We start from the raw sequence: 17956 nt of genomic DNA on the forward strand, positions 1-17956 counted from the left end.
TATGAAAACGCCCGCTGAGGTCATCAAGTCGGCTTCCCCAGAAGCTCAATCGGTCATCAATAAAGTCCTGAAAATTCACCAGGAAGGCAAGCATTATAGAGTTCTTACGGCGGAAATGGAGCGAGATTTCTGCGAGCGCATCATTCAGGTTATTAAGGATGAAGTCAAAGCATGAAATTAAAAAAATTAACTATTAGGAACTTTCGGCAGTTCTATGGCGAAGTGTCGATCAGTTTTTCAACCGATGACCAAGCGAGCGTCACCGTAATTCACGGAGAAAACGGTGCTGGTAAAACGTCCCTGTTGAATGCCTTTAAATGGGTGCTCTACGGAGCCACCGACTTTGATACCAACAACGAAAATATCCTCAGCGAAAAGGCCATCGCCGAAGCGGCCCAGGACAGCACGATCGTCATGTCGGTGACCTTGGAGTTTGATGATGACGGCGCCACCTACACCGCGCACCGGGAGCAAAAGTTTGCCAAGGGCGCGGGCTTGCACGTAGAGTCCTTGGGTCCCTCTGTGCCATCACTCACCTTGATTGATTCTGCAGGCCTGTCCAGGCGCTCCTCGAACCCGGGGAGTCAGCTGAATCAAATCTTGCCGGAAGACATGCACAGCTATTTCTTTTTTAACGGAGAGCGCATCGAAAAGCTAGCCTACAACAGCGCATCCACTCAGGTCAGAGAGGCTATTAAAGCCCTAATGGGTTTGAATATTCTGGATCGTGCCGAGAAGCAGTTAAAGAATTCGGTTGTCCGACATTTCAACAAAGAAGCCAAAGACAGTTCCTCTGGCAATATGACGGCGCTTTTGGATGAGCAATCGAGGTTGACGGATAAAATCCAGAAAAAAGAGGAAGAGATCAGCGGCTGGAAAAAGACTCTGAGCGAAATTGATCTAGAGATTGAAGCCATCGATAAACGGTTGCATTCGATCGAGGCGATTGCTGAAAAGCAAAAGCGGCGAGAGGAACTCGAGAATCAGCTTGAGCAAATCAAAAAAGATAAAGACGACGCCTCATCCGCGCTCAACAAAAACGTCACGGAACGGGGCTTCCTGGCGTTTATTGATACGGAACTGACCGAGGTCAAACAGTATCTTGATGAAATGCGGATTCGGGGTGAGATGCCCAGCAAGGTAAAAGCTACCTTTATCGATGATTTGATCGAGCTGGGTAAGTGCATCTGTGGCCAACCGCTGGAGCCCGGTAGTGAGTGTGTGTCTACCCTGGAGTCGTACAAAACCACTATCAAGGACAATGGCGTTGAAGAACAATTCATGACGCTGTTTGGTGACATGTCCCATTTGCAGACAGCGCGAAAAGCGTTGTTCGCCAACATCAATGAGTTGATGAATAGATTAGCTGACTTGGGCAACCGACGACAGGATTTGCTGGGAAAAATTGATGAGCTGGGTGAAGAGATTAAGGGGGTAGAGGATTCCGCCAAGTTGGAGACGCGGCGGATGGAGTTAAAGGCGAGGAGCAAACAATTATACGACAACTGTCTCCTCGGTGAGCATCAAAAATCCGCCTGGGAAGACCAGCTCAAAGACAAGGATAAGGAAATTGAGAAAGAGCTGGCCAATACCAATCAGGCGGACTTGAGTCAGCGTCGAAAGCAGCTGGCCAAGGAAGTGGCTGACACCATTGGCGAATTGCACGAAGCGATGGCCCATAAGGTCCGCTCAGATTTGTCGAAAAAGGTCGATGACACCTTCCGGAAAATCATGAGGAAGGATTACTGGGCGGAGATCGATGATGACTTCACCCTAAAAATCTTCAAAAATATCGAAGGGCACGGCAAGCAACCGGTTTTGGAGAAATCCACCGGTGAAAACCAGATTACCAGCCTTTGTTTCATCAGCAGCATCGTCAACACCGCCAAAGAATGGGCCAGTAAACCGAGTGTATTTCAAAAAGGTGGAATTTATCCGATCGTGATGGACTCTCCGTTTGGAGCTTTGGATCCCGAGTATCGCCAAAAAGTGGCAACCTTCATTCCGGCCTTGGCTGATCAAGTCATCGTCATGGTGTCGAAATCTCAGTGGCGCGGTGAGGTTGAGAGCGAGTTGTCCAAACGCCTGGGTAAGCAATACACGCTGAAATACCATAAGCCTGACCCAAGCAGTGATGAGAAGTTCGAGTACACAAAGTTGGAGGAAGGGTTCTATGGTTGATCGCGTCCGGAAACCAGCAAAACATACCGAGACCCTAACCTATCTCAAGGACAAGGGTGTCTTCGTCTCCTTTAAGGACGCCATGGTATTTGCCGCGGCTCTGGGCTTTTCGAGGAAAAAGTCGGTGGAGTTCGATAAGTCCAGCGAGCCCATACCCTTGTCGGTGTTTCGGGGGGAGTACGACGAAGCTTTTATGAACGTGCTGGCTCTGTTCGAGCATCAGGATTCCGGTTACCTGGAGCCTGAGGGCGATAAGTTTGACGCCAAGATCAAGCTTTTCGAAGAATACGCCTGCGGTGGTTTGGATATCATCAAAAGCACGATCATCGACCCGGGGCTGAATGCACAAAATGCCATCATTAGCCTGATTCTCGATGAGCAGGCCGAGCACACGATCATTGATGATATTACGGCGCTGGGCGCCTAAGTTCCGGGATTGGTACGGAGGCAGGGACGCCTCTGACTCCAAAACTGCAGAGTGCAGTGGGGCTTGTCGGTGACGTGGGAATGACGTTGACTAAAAAGAAGATCCAATCATCATGGCAGACCCAACCAGCCACGATCACGCTGCGTCCCACCATGCAGATTGCCCTTTTTGCAATCTGCCCCAGGAGCGGTCGATCTACAGCGACGAGATAGCCAACATTTTTGCGGACGGTTACCCGGTTTCTCCCGGTCATCTACTAATAACCCCACGATGCCATTACCCAACCCTGTTTGACGTGCCCGCCGAACAACAAAGGCATCTGCTCAGTTTGATCAATCAGGCGAAGGACCTTATCGGCCAATTCCATCGTCCCGATGGCTACAACGTGGGGATCAATAATGGGGCGGCTGCAGGACAGACGGTCCCGCACGTGCACATTCACGTCATTCCCAGGTACGACGGCGATGTCGAGGACCCCAGAGGCGGGGTACGTTGGGTGATTCCGGACAAAGCGAAGTATTGGCCATGAGCGCGATCCCTCCCTCGGCTGCCACGCTGAACGTAGGTGCGCTATCGGCGATCTTCGATAAGACAACTGCATCCTACAAGCTGCTGTTCTTTATCGGCCTGTTGCAGCTGATCGAAAACCGGTTGCGCCGGTTCGATGACGACAGAACCTTTGCGTTGGACGAGATTACCAGCACCTTGCTGAGCTTCGGCTGGTATCCCCATCGGTTCTTCAAACTTTCATTTGGGGTGCAGGATCAAGTTGGTGCGGTGCTGGATCAGCTGGACTTTGATCTGTCTGAGCGCGCGGTGACGTCACCGGAGGCGCAGCAAGCCCTGCGCGACGCCCTTGCCGGCCAGTTCGATTGTATTGGCGCGGCGACCCTCCAACGGTACGTCCCCCAGCGCCTACTGACGCCCTTTTTTGCGGACGCGTTGCGTTGCCTTCCTGATCAAAAGAAAGACCGACGAATACGCGAACTGGCGGAATCTACGTTTACGTCAGACAAACCACCCCTCTATCGCTTCGTCAACGGCGGCGCTCGCATCGAGATCCACCCGCGTTGGATGGAGTATCTGACGGTGAATTTCTCGATCATTAAAGGCTGGGCGTTCAACCATTGGGCAGCCTACCTGCAGAGGAGCAATCCAAATTCGCCGGCCATTATCGACAAGATCGCGCCGCCGTACGAACGGGCGTCGCTCACGAAGCAGCGCAAAGTCTGGAAGCAGCTTCTTGCCGAGCTGCCTCTGACGTGCATTTACGCCAATGATCCAGTTCAGCCCGATACCTTTGATCTGGACCACTTCCTGCCTTGGTCGTTCATCTGCCACGATCAGTACTGGAATCTGATCCCGGCCAAGTCAGCCACTAACCGCAGCATCGGAAGGACCCTACCCACCCCAGAGCAAGTGGAGGCGTTTATCAACGTCCAAATCCAGGCTCTGCAAGTGGCTCAACGCCTGCTGTCGTCAAAACAGTGGACAGCCATGGCTGAAGATTACAGCGTTGGCCTTGGCCTCAGCACCGCCGAGCTGGTATATCCGGAAAAGGTTACGGCGGCGTACACGAAAACCTTAAATCCAATGATTTCATTGGCCCAGAGCCTGGGGTATTAGCTTACCAACGAGCCACCGTCGGGAGGACCTAATATGGGTAACGGAACCGCCTTCGTTGGTAAGAAAGTCGGACAGCACCTATATGTGCATTGCTCGGCGCTGCCGAGCTTGGGGCCACATCACCGTAAGACCATCCAAAAAGCCATCTCGCTTGCGGGCGTTGAAGCGGAGAAGGACTTCAATGTCGTCAAATTACACGACAACAACCAGGATGTTTCCTTTCTTTATTACCCTGCTTTTTTTGAGGACGCTTTCCCTAGCCTAGCCCACTATTGGTCGTTAACCGGGGACACGGAACGTCTAATCTTTAGGACCTTTCAAGAGTCCCTTAATCCGCCTGTTCTGCACCGCAAAGAGCTCCTGCTGGCTCCCGATCATCCTCGCCGAGCGGGGTTTGCGTCACTAACCGTACAAGCCGAAGCCGTTGGACTGTTTGATGATACCAGTCGCATTGGCTTCGCCCGAGAGTGGGCTGTGGTCTTGATCGAGCGAGGTTACCGAATTCAGGGCCACGACTTGCTACCCATTGGCAATGAAGAGTTTGGTGAGGCGGCCCCTAGCACGCAGGCTGACACAGATATCATTCAACGCCACCTCACGGCACTCTCGCGCACCAACCTTTCGGCGCCCATGCAGACCTTGGCTCGGCTTGGCTATTTGAACGGCCAAAAGACCATCTTCGATTACGGGTGTGGACGGGGCAGTGACGTTCGCTTTCTGACTGATAACGGCATCACGGCCTCAGGCTGGGATCCCTATTACGCCCCCGACAACAACAAAAACACAGCTGATGTGGTGAATCTCGGCTTCGTCATCAACGTGATTGAGGATCGCCAGCAACGTGATGAAGCCCTTAAAGGCGCCTTTGAGCTAGCTCAGGAATGGCTGGTGGTGTCTGCTATGTTGGTGCACTCGAACACCGGCAACGGCATCCCGTATGCTGACGGTGTCCTAACCTCCCGCAACACATTTCAAAAGTACTACTCTCAGGTCGAACTAGCCCAATACCTGGAAGCGGTGTTAGGCATCGAGCCGGTGCCCGTGGCGCCCGGCATCTTCTACGTCTTTAAAAGCTCGGATGCTGAACAGCGATTCAGCAGTCAGCGGGTCGCCAAACGACGCTCCCCCGTCCGGCCTATTTACACCCCGCTGACTTTGGAAGAAAAAACGGCGCGGGTCGCCCAGCGGGCGAAACATAAATACGAATCCCATGCGCAGTTGCTAGAGACGCTTTGGGCGCTATGGTTGGGTTTGGGGCGAGAACCAAAACCCAAAGAGCTGGGTATTTTGGATGAGATTCGTACCCAGTTGGGCTCCTTGCCCTTGGCCTTGCGGCTGATCATTCAGCTCAAAGGGGAAGAGGGCGTCGCCGAGTTAGAACATGCCCGCCAGACCCGAATCGATGACTTATCGGTGTATTTTGCCAAGCTTCGGTTTGCTGGCAAGCGACCCAGGAGGCCACTCGAACCCACTCTCAAAGAAGACATCAAGCACTTCTTTGGCGACATCGAGAACGCCTTAGCACATGGCGAGGCTTTGCTACTTAGGGCTTTCGACAAAGAGGCCATCAACGCCGCCTGTAACTCTGCGGCAGAGTCCGGGTTGGGATGGTTGATCGAGGGGCATTCGCTACAACTGCACACCAGCTTGGTCTCACATTTACCGTCGGTGCTAAGAACCTATGTGCACTGTGCCACCAGTTTGTACGGTGACGTTACCAGCGCCGACTTGGTGAAGATTCACATTCGCTCGAGTAAGCTCACGCTGATGGAGTTCGATGATTTTGATGGTAAACCGCTGCCGCGAATGATCGAGCGGGTCAAAATCAATCTGATGAATCAGCGGCTGGATTTCTTCGACTACGGCGAAACCTACATCCCGCCATTCCTCTATCTGAAAAGTCGCTACATCAACGAAAGTTGCCATAATTACGGTCAACAGTTGGCGTTTGACGAGGAATTAGAAAACCTACGGTTTCTCGATCTGGATGGATATGGGCCAAGTCCAGAAGAATTGGTGAAAACCTTGGCGAAACACCGCTACCAAGTTGATGGATTTACACTTGCGCGAAGTCAATCGATACCAAATCTGGACGACCCTTGCGGGGAGAATTTTACCTACCGAGACTTCATCCACTGCGGCGACACGCAACAACGAACCAATCTCGATAATCTTCCCAAAGAACCGAACACCTACACCGCGCTTCTGGACTTAGCCGTAAACTTACTCGACCCCATTATCGATTATTTCGGGATGATCAAGCTGACCTACGGCTTTTGCTCGCAGGCTCTGGCCAAAGAAATACCCAGGGGTATTGCCCCGAGGTTAGACCAGCATGCCAGCTACGAAAAGAATCGAAAAGGAAACTATATTTGTGACCGAAAAGGGGCGGCAGTTGACTTTATCATTGAAGACGAAGACATGCTGGAAGTCACGCAATGGATTGTTAACAATCTGAACTTTGATCGACTTTATTTGTACGATAGGAGTCGGCCAGTTCATATCAGCTACAGTAACAGCAATCAGGGCAGAGTCGAATCGTTTCTGGACCTGAGTCCTGGAGGAGGAAAAGCACCTCCCAGAGGCTACTCGAAAGATACCTTTCTTCGCCACTTCTCGTGTAAGGGATAAAATTTAATTGATGTTCTAAAATTAGATTGCCAATGCAGTTTGAATAGGTCCGACGCCTCCCCGTCTTCAGTAGCATCTAGGGATGGTCTGAAGTAGCCCTACATTTCCCGGTCACATCGCCATCAGCGATTTCAAAAACGGCGGCTGGTCAAAACACGATCAAATCCGCCGCTTATTTCATGATTTTCGGTTGCCGCGAGTGCCTCCCAGCAGCCATTCCCCGCATTACAGGCGCACCTCTCCTGCATTCGCCAGTAAATGTCGGCGAGCCATCCACAGGTTCGACAGGGCAAACAATGTCACCAGCTGTGCCGTGTTCTTCGCCAAGCCCCGGAAGCGCACCTTGGTGTAGCCAAACTGACGCTTGATCACCCGAAACGGGTGTTCGACCTTGGCGCGCACCTGGGCCTTGGCCTTCTCGATCTTGCGCTTGGCTTTGTACAGCGCGCTGCGCTTACTCAGCTTCTTGTACGTACTGCGGCGGGCCGCGATCTGCCAGATCACCTCCCGGCCTTCATGTTCCGGGCGCTTCTCTACGCCGGTATAACCCGCGTCGGCCCCAATCATGTTTTCCTCGCCGTGCAGCAACTTGTCGACCTGGGTAACGTCTGCAACGTTGGCAGCCGTCCCCACTACGCTGTGCACCAGACCGGACTCGGCATCGGCGCCGATGTGGGCCTTCATGCCGAAGTAATACTGGTTGCCCTTCTTCGTCTGGTGCATTTCCGGGTCGCGCTTGCCGTCCTGGTTCTTGGTCGAACTCGGCGCGTGGATCAGCGTCGCATCGACGATGGTGCCCTGGCGCAGCGACAGGCCACGATCCCCCAGATAGCCATTGATCACCGCCAGAATCCCAGCCGCCAACTCGTGCTTCTCCAGCAGGCGACGGAAATTGAGGATGGTGGTTTCGTCGGGGATACGCTCCAGGCTCAGCCCGGCAAACTGGCGCAAGATCGTGGTCTCGTACAGCGCCTCCTCCATCGCCGGATCGCTGTAGCCGAACCAGTTCTGCATCAGATGGACGCGCAACATCGCCATCAGTGGATACGCTGGACGGCCGCCTTCACCCTTAGGGTAGTGCGGCTCGATCAGGGCAACCAAGCCCTTCCACGGCACCACCTGATCCATCTCGATCAGGAACAATTCCTTGCGGGTCTGCTTGCGTTTGCCGGCGTACTCGGCGTCGGCAAAGGTCATCTGCTTCATCAGGAAACTCGGGCAACGGGATCGACGTATTTCACCAGATTCGGGAAGTCTTCTTCAGGATTTCCCTAGCTTTAGAGTCCTGGCTCAATGTAATGGCTTTTGAGGCCAGTTGCTCGGCATAGGCGGACGGGGTTAGCCCACCAAGTCCTTTCTTGGGTCGCTCTTCGTTGTACTCCCTCCGCCAGGACTCAACCACCACCTTGGCGTGCGACAGGCTGGTGAACCAATGCTAGTTCAGCCACTCATAACGAAAGTGCCGTTGAAGGATTCTATGTAGACCTTCTGATTGGGCTTGCCTGGCACAATCAAAAACAACATCACTCCACGCTGATGAGCCCAGGTCAGCATGGCCCGGCCACAGGGCTCCTTGCCATTGTACGTGTGGATGGCCTTGGGCAGTCCTCGCGAGCAGCTAGACGATCCAGAGTGCGCGTCAAAGAGTGCCCGCCAATGGTAAGCGTCTGGCCAACACACCTCCCCGGTTCTTCCAGCTAGCGGCATGGTGTCCACCTGTTTTTGGTGGACACCATTTCAAGCCCCTTGCGGAGGATCTCCCGTGCCAGGCCAACGCCGCTCCTATCCCAAATCCTTCAAGGCCCAGGTCGTCGAGGAGTGTACCCAGCCCGGCGCCTCGGTTGCCGGCGTGGCCTTGAGCCACGGCCTCAACGCCAATCTCGTGCACAAGTGGATTCGCCGCCAGCAGGCACAGCTGCCCGCGGTACCCTCAGGTTTTATTCCAATTCCTCTCGTCCCGAGCGTGCCGGCTACCCCGAGTGCGGCCGACAGGGCCATCCAGATCGCAATTCCCCATCGGGCCGGCAAACTGTCGGTGCAGTGGCCGGGCAAGGACCCTGAAGGCTGCGCCCGCTTTCTGCGCGAGCTACTGAAGTGATCCGCATCGAGCGCATCTGGCTCGCCACCGAGCCGCTGGACATGCGCGCCGGCACCGAAACCGCGTTGGCCCGGGTGGTTCAAGTTTTCGGTGCGGCGCAGCCGCACTGCGCCTACCTGTTCACCAACAAGCGCGCCAATCGGATGAAGGTGCTGGTGCACGATGGCTTCGGCATCTGGCTGGCCGCTCGCAGGCTCAATCGAGGGCGCTTCGTCTGGTCGGGCAATTGGCAGGGACAGCAGTTGGAACTCAGTCCCGAGCAGTTGCAGGCCCTGGTGGTCGGCCTACCTTGGCAGCGTCTTGGGCCCAATGCCGAGATCAGACTCCTGTAGCCGGGGTGCAATTAGGCCAATGGCCTATCGCCGAGGGGGGCGACAATCCGCACACTCGGCGCCATGAGTCCTGCCGCTTTCGATCACCTGACACCCGAGCAACTGCGCCAACTGGCCGCGCAGTTGAGTCAGCGCGTCGATCACCTGGAAACGCTCAACCAGCGGTTGAACCACGAACTCGCCGTGCTGCGGCGCCACCGCTTCGCCCGCCGCAGCGAGCAGCTCAATGCCGACCAGCTCAATCTGCTGGACGAGATGATCGAGGCCGACATCGCCGCCATCGAGGCAGAGCTTGAAACGGCCCGACCAGAGCCCGCTAAGCGCGAGCCACGGCAGCAGCCCAAGCGAGCGCCGCTGCCGGCCGAACTGCCGCGCACGCTGACTTCACGAGCCGGACAGCACCCAGTGTGCCTGCGGCTGTCAGCTCAAGCGCATCGGTGAAGACGTCAGCGAGAAGCTCGACTACACCCCGGGCACCTTCACCGTCGAGCGGCATATCCGTGGCAAGTGGGTCTGCGCCATATGTGAAACGCTGATCCAGGCCCCAGTGCCTGCGCAGGTGATCGACAAGGGCATCCCGACTGCCGGGCTACTGGCTCAGGTCATGGTGGCCAAGTTCGCCGATCATCTGCCACTGTACCGCCAGGAAAAGATCTTCGCCCGCGCCGGGCTGGCCATCGCGCGCTCCACGCTGGCGCAATGGGTCGGCGCATGCGGCGTCCAACTGCAACCTCTGGTCGATGCCCTGCGCGACTGCCTGCTTCAGCAGGACGTCATCCTCGCCGACGAAACCCCAGTGCAGATGCTTGCCCCGGGCACAAAGAAGACCCAGCGGGCTTACGTCTGGGCTTATGCACCCAGCCCCTTCGCCGACCTCAAGGCCGTGGTCTACGACTTCAGGCCGAGCCGGGCCGGCGAGCACGCGCGCAGCTTCCTAGGTGACTGGCAAGGCAAACTGGTCTGCGACGACTTCGCCGGCTACAAGGCCAGCTTCGAGCAAGGCGTGACCGAGATCGGCTGCATGGCCCATGCACGGCGCAAGTTCTTCGACCTGCATGCCGCCAACCAGAGCCAACTGGCCGAGCAGGCCCTCCAGTACATCGGTCAGCTGTACGAGGTGGAGCGCGAAGGGCGAGAGTTGCTCGCCGCACAGCGACGGCAACTGCGCCAGGACAAAGCCAGGCCGATCATCGATGGCCTGCATAGCTGGATGCTTGGGCAGCGGCAGAAGGTGCCGGAAGGCAGCGCGATCGCCAAGGCACTCGACTACAGCCTCAAGCGCTGGGCAGCGTTGGTGCGCTACCTGGATGACGGCAACCTACCCATCGACAACAACTGGATCGAGAATCAGATCCGCCCCTGGGCCCTGGGGCGCGCCAACTGGCTGTTTGCCGGCTCGCTACGCAGTGGCCAGCGTGGCGCAGCCTTGATGACGCTGATCCAGTCAGCCCGCCTGAACGGACACGATCCGTACGCCTACCTGAAGGATGTGCTCATGCGCCTGCCGACGCAGAAGGCCAGCGCCCTGGCCGAGCTGCTGCCGCACAACTGGGTATCCGCCGGCAAGGTGTGATGCCCGTTCGCTTACCGCCAATGGCTCGCTCCGGCACGATGGCAGCAGCCTCGTGGGTAGCATCGTCCACCAGGTCAGGCTCTTGATGACACGTCCTTCAGCTGTGCGATCAAACACAAAGTCCATCGACCAGGCCTGATAGGCGGCCCGTGGACGCCCCAGCAGCTATCAATCTGCAATCGGGATCTTCTTGCGCTTGCGCCTTTTTGACCTGCAAGCGTGCTTCGGCATGCAGACGGTCAGCCCGCTTGTGGTAAACCACCTCGACAGCCTGCCGCAGCTTCAAATAGATCATCGCTGCACCATAACGGCGATACCGATGAGTCAGAGCCACAGTTCGCTCACGCAGGCTCTGGCTGTGATCTGGCCTTGGTTGGTAGCGCAGAGCGCTGGCGCTCATGCAGATCACCCGTAGCGCCCGGCGCTCACTCAAGCCGCGTGCCGTCATGTGGCGCAACAGCTCTCGACGGGATGGTGCGCTCACCACTTTCTCCGCAACGCCTCGCGGGTGACTTCGATCTCCAGCATCAACTCGGCAAGCATTTTCTTCAGGCGGGGGTTCTCGCTTTCCGGCTCCTTCAGGCGCTTGGCATCTGGCACGCTCATGCCACCGAACTTGCTGCGCCAGAGGTAGTGGCCGTCCTCTGAAAAGCCGTGCCGACGACACAGCTCTTTGATCGGCAGCCCAGCCTCCGCTTCGCGCAAGAAGCCAATGATTTGCTCTTCAGTGAAACGCTTTTTATGTCCAATCTCCTGGGGACTGGGACTGGGACTGGGACTGGGCTCTAAAGCTGGGCACTACTCAAATCGGGAGAGACGTCACACGCCTACTAAGCATCCTCTGCTTCAGCTTTGCTACCCATAAAACTCTCGACAAGGAAGTCATAATGTGATAAAAAAACTTCCAATTTATTTTTAACTTCCAACATGGAAAGCAAAATGATGAGCGAGTTTTTTCACAGCTTTCCTGCTGTCCGGGGTATGCAGGCGGGAAGACCTTGCTATATCGCGATGTGCCCTATGCGTTTGATCCCCAAAATTTTTGTCTTTGACGAAGATGAGGTGCCGCCAGAGCTGAGAGCGCAGCGCACATTGAACAGAGCCCGTGTTCCAGAGATTGTGAGTTATCTCCTTGATAATACTGGAGATTATACACTTTCCGCTATTACGGCATCCGTAGACGCTAAAGTGAAATTTGAACCCAGTGCCGACACCGGTCTGGGTCAGAGTCTGGGGCTTCTTTCGATCCCCATGGAAGCACGCATTCTCATCAATGATGGGCAGCATCGGCGCGCTGCCATAGAGCACGCCATCCAAGAGAATCCGGAGCTAGGTTACGACAACATTCCCGTTCTTTTCTTTATTGATGAGGGCCTGGAGCGCAGCCAGCAAATGTTCGCGGATTTGAACAAGCATGCGGTTCGGCCCAGTGACTCCATAAGCACCCTGTATGACCGTCGAGATTCGCTATCAGAATTGGCCCGCACTATGGTCAAGGACGTCTCAGCCTTCTCACGTCTTACCGAGATGGAGAGATCCAGCATCTCCAATCGCAGTACCAAGCTCTTTACTCTGTCGGCTATTAAAAATGCCTCCAAGGCATTGCTCTCGAAAGGCAAAGATGGCCCGATTGATTCGTACGAAACCGATCTGGCGGCGACCTTTTGGAATGAAGTGGCGAACAACATGCCCGACTGGCAACTGGCGCTGAACAAGAAGGTCGCAACGGCGGAGTTACGAGAACAATTCGTCCATGCCCATGCAGTGATGCTTCAGGCCATGGGGTTTATCGGTGCCGATTTGATCGCGCGACCTAAGAGTGTCTGGGCAAATATTCTTAAGGGGCTGCAAAACATCGATTGGGCAAGAGCCAACCCGGAATGGGAGGGGCGAGCTATGCACCACGGCAGAATAAGTAAGGCGCGCAGCAGTGTCGTCCTCACCGGTAATTACATCAAACAGCAGCTGGATATTCCGCTTTCTCCCACCGAACAGGAATATGAGGAGTCTCTGAAAAAATGACGAATGGCGCCTTTCCGTTCCCCACTCATCTGGAAATGATCCGGGAGATGAGTTTGGGAAATCGCCCTTTGGTTGATCTGGTTCGGGAGATCCAAACTATCTATGTGACGGACGAGCGTCCTTGGATTATTGGATTCAGTGGCGGTAAAGACTCGACCTGCGTCTTGTCTCTAGTCTACATCGCCCTGCAACAGCTTCCCCCTGAGCAGCGAGACAAGCACGTTTATGTGGTTTCCTCTGACACCTTGGTGGAGACTCCAGTGGTCGTCGACATGATCAATTCCGTCATTGAAACGATCAATGAGTCGGCAACGCTAGAGGGCCTGCCCATCAGCGCCCACAAAGTTGTCCCCAAAACGGACCAAACCTTCTGGGTGAATCTGCTGGGCCGGGGCTACCCGGCGCCCAATCAATCCTTCCGGTGGTGCACAGAGCGCATGAAGATCGATCCGGTCAGCGGGTTCATCCTGGATAAAGTTGCTCGGTTTGGCGAGGCTGTCGTGGTTCTGGGGTCTCGCTCAGAAGAGAGTGCCTCGCGTGCCCAAGTCATAGCCAAACACAAGATTGATGGATCTGCGCTGAGCCGGCACAGCTCTTTGCCGAACGCATACACTTACATGCCCATCGAAAGCTGGTCGGCGGATGAGGTATGGATGTATCTGATGAGCTCGCCTTGTCCGTGGGGCGGATCGAATCAGCTGCTGTTTGAGCTTTATAAAGGTTCGAATCAGGGCGAGTGCCCGCTGGTCATTGACAAAAGCACGCCCTCTTGCGGTAACAGTCGATTCGGTTGTTGGACCTGCACCGTGGTCACAGAAGACAAAGCCCTGCATGGGTTGATTGAGTCTGGTGCCGATTGGATGCGACCGCTGCTTGACTTTAGAGATCTACTTTATCGCTCGAGACAGCCTGAAAATGCCGATCATTATCGTAACTTCCGCCGTCGTACGGGGCGCGTTTCCTACAATATCGGCGACATTAGTGACGACAGCGTGCAGGAGGTTCGTCATATTCCCGGCCCTTATCTTCTCCAAACCCGTCGAGACTTTCTCAGGGAGCTGCTGACGATTGAGAAAAGTATTAAGGAGCAGGGGCGTGATATGGAACTGATCACGCGGCCGGAACTACATATGATTCGTCGTGAATGGCTGCGGGACCCCAACGAGCCGGATTGGGCGGACTCCCTTCCGGGCATCTATCGCGAGGTGTATGGCGAAGATCTGGATTGGGTTGAGGATGATGCCGGAGCGTTTACAAAAGCTGATTCACAGACGCTAGAGCTTCTTTCCGAGGCTTATGACGTGCCCGCAGCATTGATTCGAAAGATGCTGGAGGCGGAACTGGAAGTGTCCGGTCTTGGTAAACGCAGGGGAATATTAGAGCGGTTGGAGTCCCTTCTTCAACGGGATTGGGAAGAACTCTCTGTGATCAACGCGCGCAACGCTGAGTATCGGAAATACGAACGGTCTCACGTTGAAGACGTTAAAGATGAATTTGCTGAGTTCCTACTCTGATGCTGATACAAAATTTGACTCTGACCAATTTCCGAGTTTACGAAGGTACCAACAGCTTTGACTTGAGTCCTGTTAAGCGCTGTGGCAAAACACCGCCGATCATTTTGTTTGGCGGTTTGAACGGGGCTGGAAAAACGAGCATCCTGTCTGGAGTGCGTCTAGCTCTGTACGGGCGCCTTTCGCTCGGTTCTGCCGTTTCGCAAAAGCGCTACGATAACTATCTGCTCGAGTCGATTCACCACTCCAAGGAGACGAACCGGTCGCCGAATACGGCGTCGGTCGAGATAACTTTTACCTACGCAAAGCTGGGTACTGAGAACCAATATCAGGTCAAGCGTCAGTGGGAGCGGAAAAGGACGGGTGTTAAGGAAGCGTTAACCGTTCTACAAGATGGTCAGGTGATTCAAGGCCTTTCCTACGACCAGGCGCAAAACTTTCTGAATGAGCTGATCCCCAGCGGCGTGTCCGACCTGTTCTTCTTTGACGGCGAGAAGATCGCCGAGCTGGCCGATGACACTGGAGGTGCCGCGCTTGAGCAGTCCATCAAAAAACTGTTAGGTCTGGATATCGTGGAGCGGCTGTCCGGAGACTTAACGGTTCTCAAGCGCAGCATCACCAAGCGATCTTCGGTCGAAACAATTCAGGCTGAAATTGACACTCAAAAAGCAATGCTAGAGGCAAGGCGCCACCAGATCGAGCAGGTTCGCCAGGATATAAATGCGGTGATGGTTCAACGTTCTGAGGTGCAGAGTCACATCGCCCAGCTGCAGAAAAACATCGACGGTCGGGGCGGCCATTTTTCAGCGTCCCGAAAAGACCTAGAAACCGACCTTGGTCGGCTGCAGAGTCAAAAAGATGCGCTTATCGCACAGATAAGCGGGCTAATTTCTGATGCTGCCCCTCTGGCCCTGGCCCAAGACCTTTGCGAGAGAACCAAAACTCAAATTGAGCAAGACTTGTCTGCTCAAGCAGCGCATCAGAAACATGCGCTGCTATGCAGCTACTCTGAGCAACTTAGTAAGCAACTTTCAGGTGTGCTGCCAACTGACGCGATGGCAGTGGTGTCTAGGGAGTTAGATGTTGTTCTTGCGCAAAATACTAACACTATGCTTAGTGAGATACTGCATGACGTGACGCCCATGCAGGCCAGCCGCTTATTGTCCATGTTTAAAGATGCACAGAGACAAGCCACTGACTCGGCACAGATGTTTCTGGCCCTGGAAGTCGTTGAGGCGGCGCTCGATGAGATGGGGGCGGCGCTAGCCCGCGCCCCGGATGACCGATTGATTGCTGATGATTTCGAGAGCTTACAAAACCTGCAGCAACAAATCGGTTGGTTGGATGCCAAACTAGATGAGCTGAAGGCTTCTGGCAGAGAGATTGCTAAAGGTGCTGTCGAGATAGCACGTAAGCTAGACCGTCTTTACGAAGACGCGGCCAAAACTAGCGATCAGAAACGTATGCTGGATTACATCGGCAAAATTAGTGGATTGCTCAAAAATTTCGTGGATCAAACGTCGGAAGCGAAGATCCGGGACCTTGAAGCTCAGTTTGCTGAGCGTTTTTCCAAGCTGGCCCGCAAAGACGACATGCAACTGCAGATCCGCATTGACGCGACGACCTTTCAAATTCAGCTCCTGTCGGAGTCGGGTCGCCCTATTGCCAAAGACGAGCTGTCCGCGGGTGAAAAGCAGATCTTCGCGATATCGGTGCTCGAGGCGCTTGCCAAAACATCTAGCCGCCAGTTGCCGATGATCGTTGATACACCGCTGGGCCGTTTGGACTCGCGTCATCGGAGCAAGCTTATTGAAGGCTACTTCCCAACCGCCAGTCATCAGATGATTGTCCTATCCACGGACACCGAGGTCGACGAGTCATTCTACGAGGATCTTGCGGCGGATATCTCTCGCGCTTATCGGCTCGAATACGATCCCCAAAAGGGCGCGACCCGGGCTAGTGAAGGATACTTCTGGAAGATAAGGGAGGCGGGCTGACATGTTTCCAACGCGCATACATTTGAGTAAGAAAACCTGGGACAAGCTGCAGTTTCTGCAGACCAAAATTCGCTTAACTCCGAACGTAACGGCACGGATTGCAATCGCACTGGCCCTCAAAGACACGCGCATTGCGTCCATTAACGAGAGCAAGCCCGAGCAAACCCACGTCATCAACCGGGACGTCTTATTTGGTGAGTATGAAAAAGCGTACGAAGCGTTGATTCGCCAATTTTGCGCCGAGCAGGAAGTTCAGAGTGACATTCAGGATGTGATTCGTTCGCTGATCGACAGCGGGCTGCATAAGCTTGGTCACTTAAAGAAGCTGTCTGACTTAAAGAGCATTTTTCCGTGTGTTTCAGTTTAGGGAGGGGCCGCCTCTTTTCATCCTGAGCGGGGATCTAGTGGAGTGTCTGGATAGTTCGTTTATTTTTTGAATATACTGCGTGCACTTTCATCATGAATTGAGCGCGTATATGGCCCGACCAGCAGCTCCATTTGTTTTAACGCTGACCGATGCCGAGTCTTGCAGGGCTGGCTGCGCATGACGTCGCTGCCGCAGAGCCTCGCCCAACGGGCGCGGATTCTGCTGCGACTGGCCGACGGCCAGACCCCCAAGGAGATCAGTGAGCAGCTGCACATCTCCGCGCCAGTGGTCTTCAAATGGCGCAAGCGCTATCAGGACGCCGGCCTGGAGGGGCTGAATGATCTGCCGCGCAGTGGGCAGCCGCGCAAGCTCGACGAGGCGAAGATCAAGGAAATTCTGACCCTGACGACCCAGCGGGTACCCCGTGAAGCCACCCACTGGAGCCTGCGGCTGATGGCCAAGTACGCCGGGGTCGCCGTCTGGCAAGTCGCCCAGGTGTGGGCGGCCGCCGACCTCAAGCCCCATCGGCTGAAAACCTTCAAGATCAGCAACGACCCGCATTTCGCCGACAAAGTGGTCGATGTGGTCGGGCTGTACCTGAATCCGCCTGACAACGCGCTGGTGCTGTCGGTGGACGAAAAAACACAGATCCAGGCGCTGGATCGCACCCAGCCCATGCTGCCGCTCAAGCCTGGGCAGATCGAACGGCGGACGCATGACTACAAGCGCCACGGCACGGCCAGTCTGTATGCCGCCTTTGACATCCTGACCGGCCAGGTCATCGGTCGCATCACCCAGCGACACCGGGCCAAGGAGTTCCTGGCCTTCCTGCAGCAGATCGACCGCAGCACCCCCGCCGAGCTGGATTTGCATGTGATTCTGGACAACAGCGCGACGCACAAGACCGCAGCCGTCAGGGCGTGGCTGGAAAAGCATCCCCGCTTCAAGCTGCACTTCACGCCGACCAGCGCCTCCTGGCTGAACGCCGTGGAGGGCTGGTTTGCGCAACTGGAACGACGGGCGATCTATCGGGACGCGTTCAGCAGTGTGGCGGATCTGCGAGCGGCCATCCGGCGTTTCATTGAGGCCCATAACGAACACTCAGCCAAGCCGTTTCGCTGGAACAAAACCGCCGAATCCATAATCAGCTCGGTACATCGGGCAAAGCTGGCCGCAATCAAACTGTAGTGG

At 55.2% G+C, this 17956-nt stretch carries 13 protein-coding genes and 4 pseudogenes; 14 read left to right on the forward strand and 3 right to left on the reverse strand.

The window, feature by feature from the left end; translation table 11 throughout:
- Nucleotide 1: 1 nt before the first annotated feature.
- The 6 genes from OEG79_RS09180 (at nt 2) to OEG79_RS09205 (ending at nt 6865) form a co-directional block, all read left to right on the forward strand.
- Complete coding sequence (locus OEG79_RS09180) at nt 2-175, forward strand: DUF1737 domain-containing protein (RefSeq protein WP_108581382.1); 174 nt, start codon at nt 2-4, stop codon at nt 173-175.
- Complete coding sequence (locus tag OEG79_RS09185) at nt 172-2181, forward strand: AAA family ATPase (protein ID WP_264148428.1); 2010 nt, start codon at nt 172-174, stop codon at nt 2179-2181. Before OEG79_RS09180 ends, OEG79_RS09185 begins: the two co-directional genes overlap by 4 nt.
- The gene (locus tag OEG79_RS09190; protein ID WP_264148429.1) at nt 2174-2608 is read left to right on the forward strand and encodes a DNA phosphorothioation-associated protein 4; all 435 of its coding nucleotides are present in this window, start codon (nt 2174-2176) and stop codon (nt 2606-2608) included. The genes OEG79_RS09185 and OEG79_RS09190 overlap by 8 nt, the downstream gene beginning before the upstream one ends.
- A gap of 112 nt (nt 2609-2720) precedes the next feature.
- Nucleotides 2721-3137 (forward strand): HIT family protein, encoded by a 417-nt coding sequence (locus tag OEG79_RS09195; RefSeq protein WP_264148430.1) that lies wholly within the window; start codon nt 2721-2723, stop codon nt 3135-3137.
- The gene (locus OEG79_RS09200; RefSeq protein ID WP_264148431.1) at nt 3134-4234 is read left to right on the forward strand and encodes an HNH endonuclease domain-containing protein; all 1101 of its coding nucleotides are present in this window, start codon (nt 3134-3136) and stop codon (nt 4232-4234) included. Before OEG79_RS09195 ends, OEG79_RS09200 begins: the two co-directional genes overlap by 4 nt.
- 33 nt (nt 4235-4267) lie before the next feature.
- On the forward strand, nt 4268-6865 hold the full coding sequence (locus tag OEG79_RS09205; RefSeq protein WP_264148432.1) for a DNA phosphorothioation-associated putative methyltransferase: 2598 nt from the start codon (nt 4268-4270) through the stop codon (nt 6863-6865).
- Between the two features lie 225 nt (nt 6866-7090).
- Here the strand turns inward: OEG79_RS09205 and OEG79_RS09210 are convergent, their stop codons facing one another.
- On the reverse strand, nt 7091-8071 hold the full coding sequence (locus OEG79_RS09210; RefSeq protein WP_264148433.1) for an IS5 family transposase: 981 nt from the start codon (nt 8069-8071) through the stop codon (nt 7091-7093).
- Nucleotides 8072-8102: 31 nt separating this feature from the next.
- Nucleotides 8103-8523: pseudogene (locus OEG79_RS09215) on the reverse strand (integrase core domain-containing protein); the annotation flags it as partial.
- A gap of 104 nt (nt 8524-8627) precedes the next feature.
- Between OEG79_RS09215 and tnpA the strand changes: the two are divergent.
- The 3 genes and pseudogenes from tnpA to tnpC all read left to right on the forward strand — a co-directional run bounded on the left by tnpA (nt 8628) and on the right by tnpC (nt 10868).
- Nucleotides 8628-8963 carry an IS66-like element accessory protein TnpA gene (gene tnpA, locus OEG79_RS09220; RefSeq protein ID WP_023105889.1) on the forward strand — a complete coding sequence of 112 codons (336 nt, stop codon included), beginning with the start codon at nt 8628-8630 and terminating at the stop codon, nt 8961-8963.
- On the forward strand, nt 8960-9295 hold the full coding sequence (gene tnpB, locus OEG79_RS09225) for an IS66 family insertion sequence element accessory protein TnpB (protein ID WP_033997876.1): 336 nt from the start codon (nt 8960-8962) through the stop codon (nt 9293-9295). Before tnpA ends, tnpB begins: the two co-directional genes overlap by 4 nt.
- A gap of 63 nt (nt 9296-9358) precedes the next feature.
- Nucleotides 9359-10868: pseudogene (tnpC, locus tag OEG79_RS09230) on the forward strand (IS66 family transposase).
- Nucleotides 10869-10881: 13 nt separating this feature from the next.
- Here the strand turns inward: tnpC and OEG79_RS09235 are convergent.
- Nucleotides 10882-11618: pseudogene (locus tag OEG79_RS09235) on the reverse strand (transposase); the annotation flags it as partial.
- A gap of 192 nt (nt 11619-11810) precedes the next feature.
- Between OEG79_RS09235 and dndB the strand changes: the two are divergent.
- From dndB to OEG79_RS09260, 5 genes and pseudogenes are all read left to right on the forward strand, one after another.
- Entirely contained in the window at nt 11811-12890 is a 1080-nt protein-coding gene (gene dndB / locus OEG79_RS09240) for a DNA sulfur modification protein DndB (protein ID WP_264148434.1), read from the forward strand.
- A complete protein-coding gene (gene dndC, locus OEG79_RS09245) occupies nt 12887-14404 on the forward strand; it encodes a DNA phosphorothioation system sulfurtransferase DndC (protein ID WP_264148435.1) in 1518 nt (505 codons plus the stop codon). The genes dndB and dndC overlap by 4 nt, the downstream gene beginning before the upstream one ends.
- Nucleotides 14404-16398: a DNA sulfur modification protein DndD gene (gene dndD / locus OEG79_RS09250; protein ID WP_264148436.1), complete on the forward strand. Its 1995-nt coding sequence runs from the start codon at nt 14404-14406 to the stop codon at nt 16396-16398. Before dndC ends, dndD begins: the two co-directional genes overlap by 1 nt.
- 22 nt (nt 16399-16420) lie before the next feature.
- Nucleotides 16421-16765 carry a DndE family protein gene (locus tag OEG79_RS09255; protein ID WP_264148437.1) on the forward strand — a complete coding sequence of 115 codons (345 nt, stop codon included), beginning with the start codon at nt 16421-16423 and terminating at the stop codon, nt 16763-16765.
- 109 nt (nt 16766-16874) lie between these two features.
- Nucleotides 16875-17953, forward strand: a pseudogene (locus OEG79_RS09260) (IS630 family transposase).
- Nucleotides 17954-17956 lie beyond the last annotated feature (3 nt).

The sequence above is a fragment of the Pseudomonas sp. Z8(2022) genome, from assembly GCF_025837155.1.
Lineage (GTDB): Bacteria > Pseudomonadota > Gammaproteobacteria > Pseudomonadales > Pseudomonadaceae > Aquipseudomonas.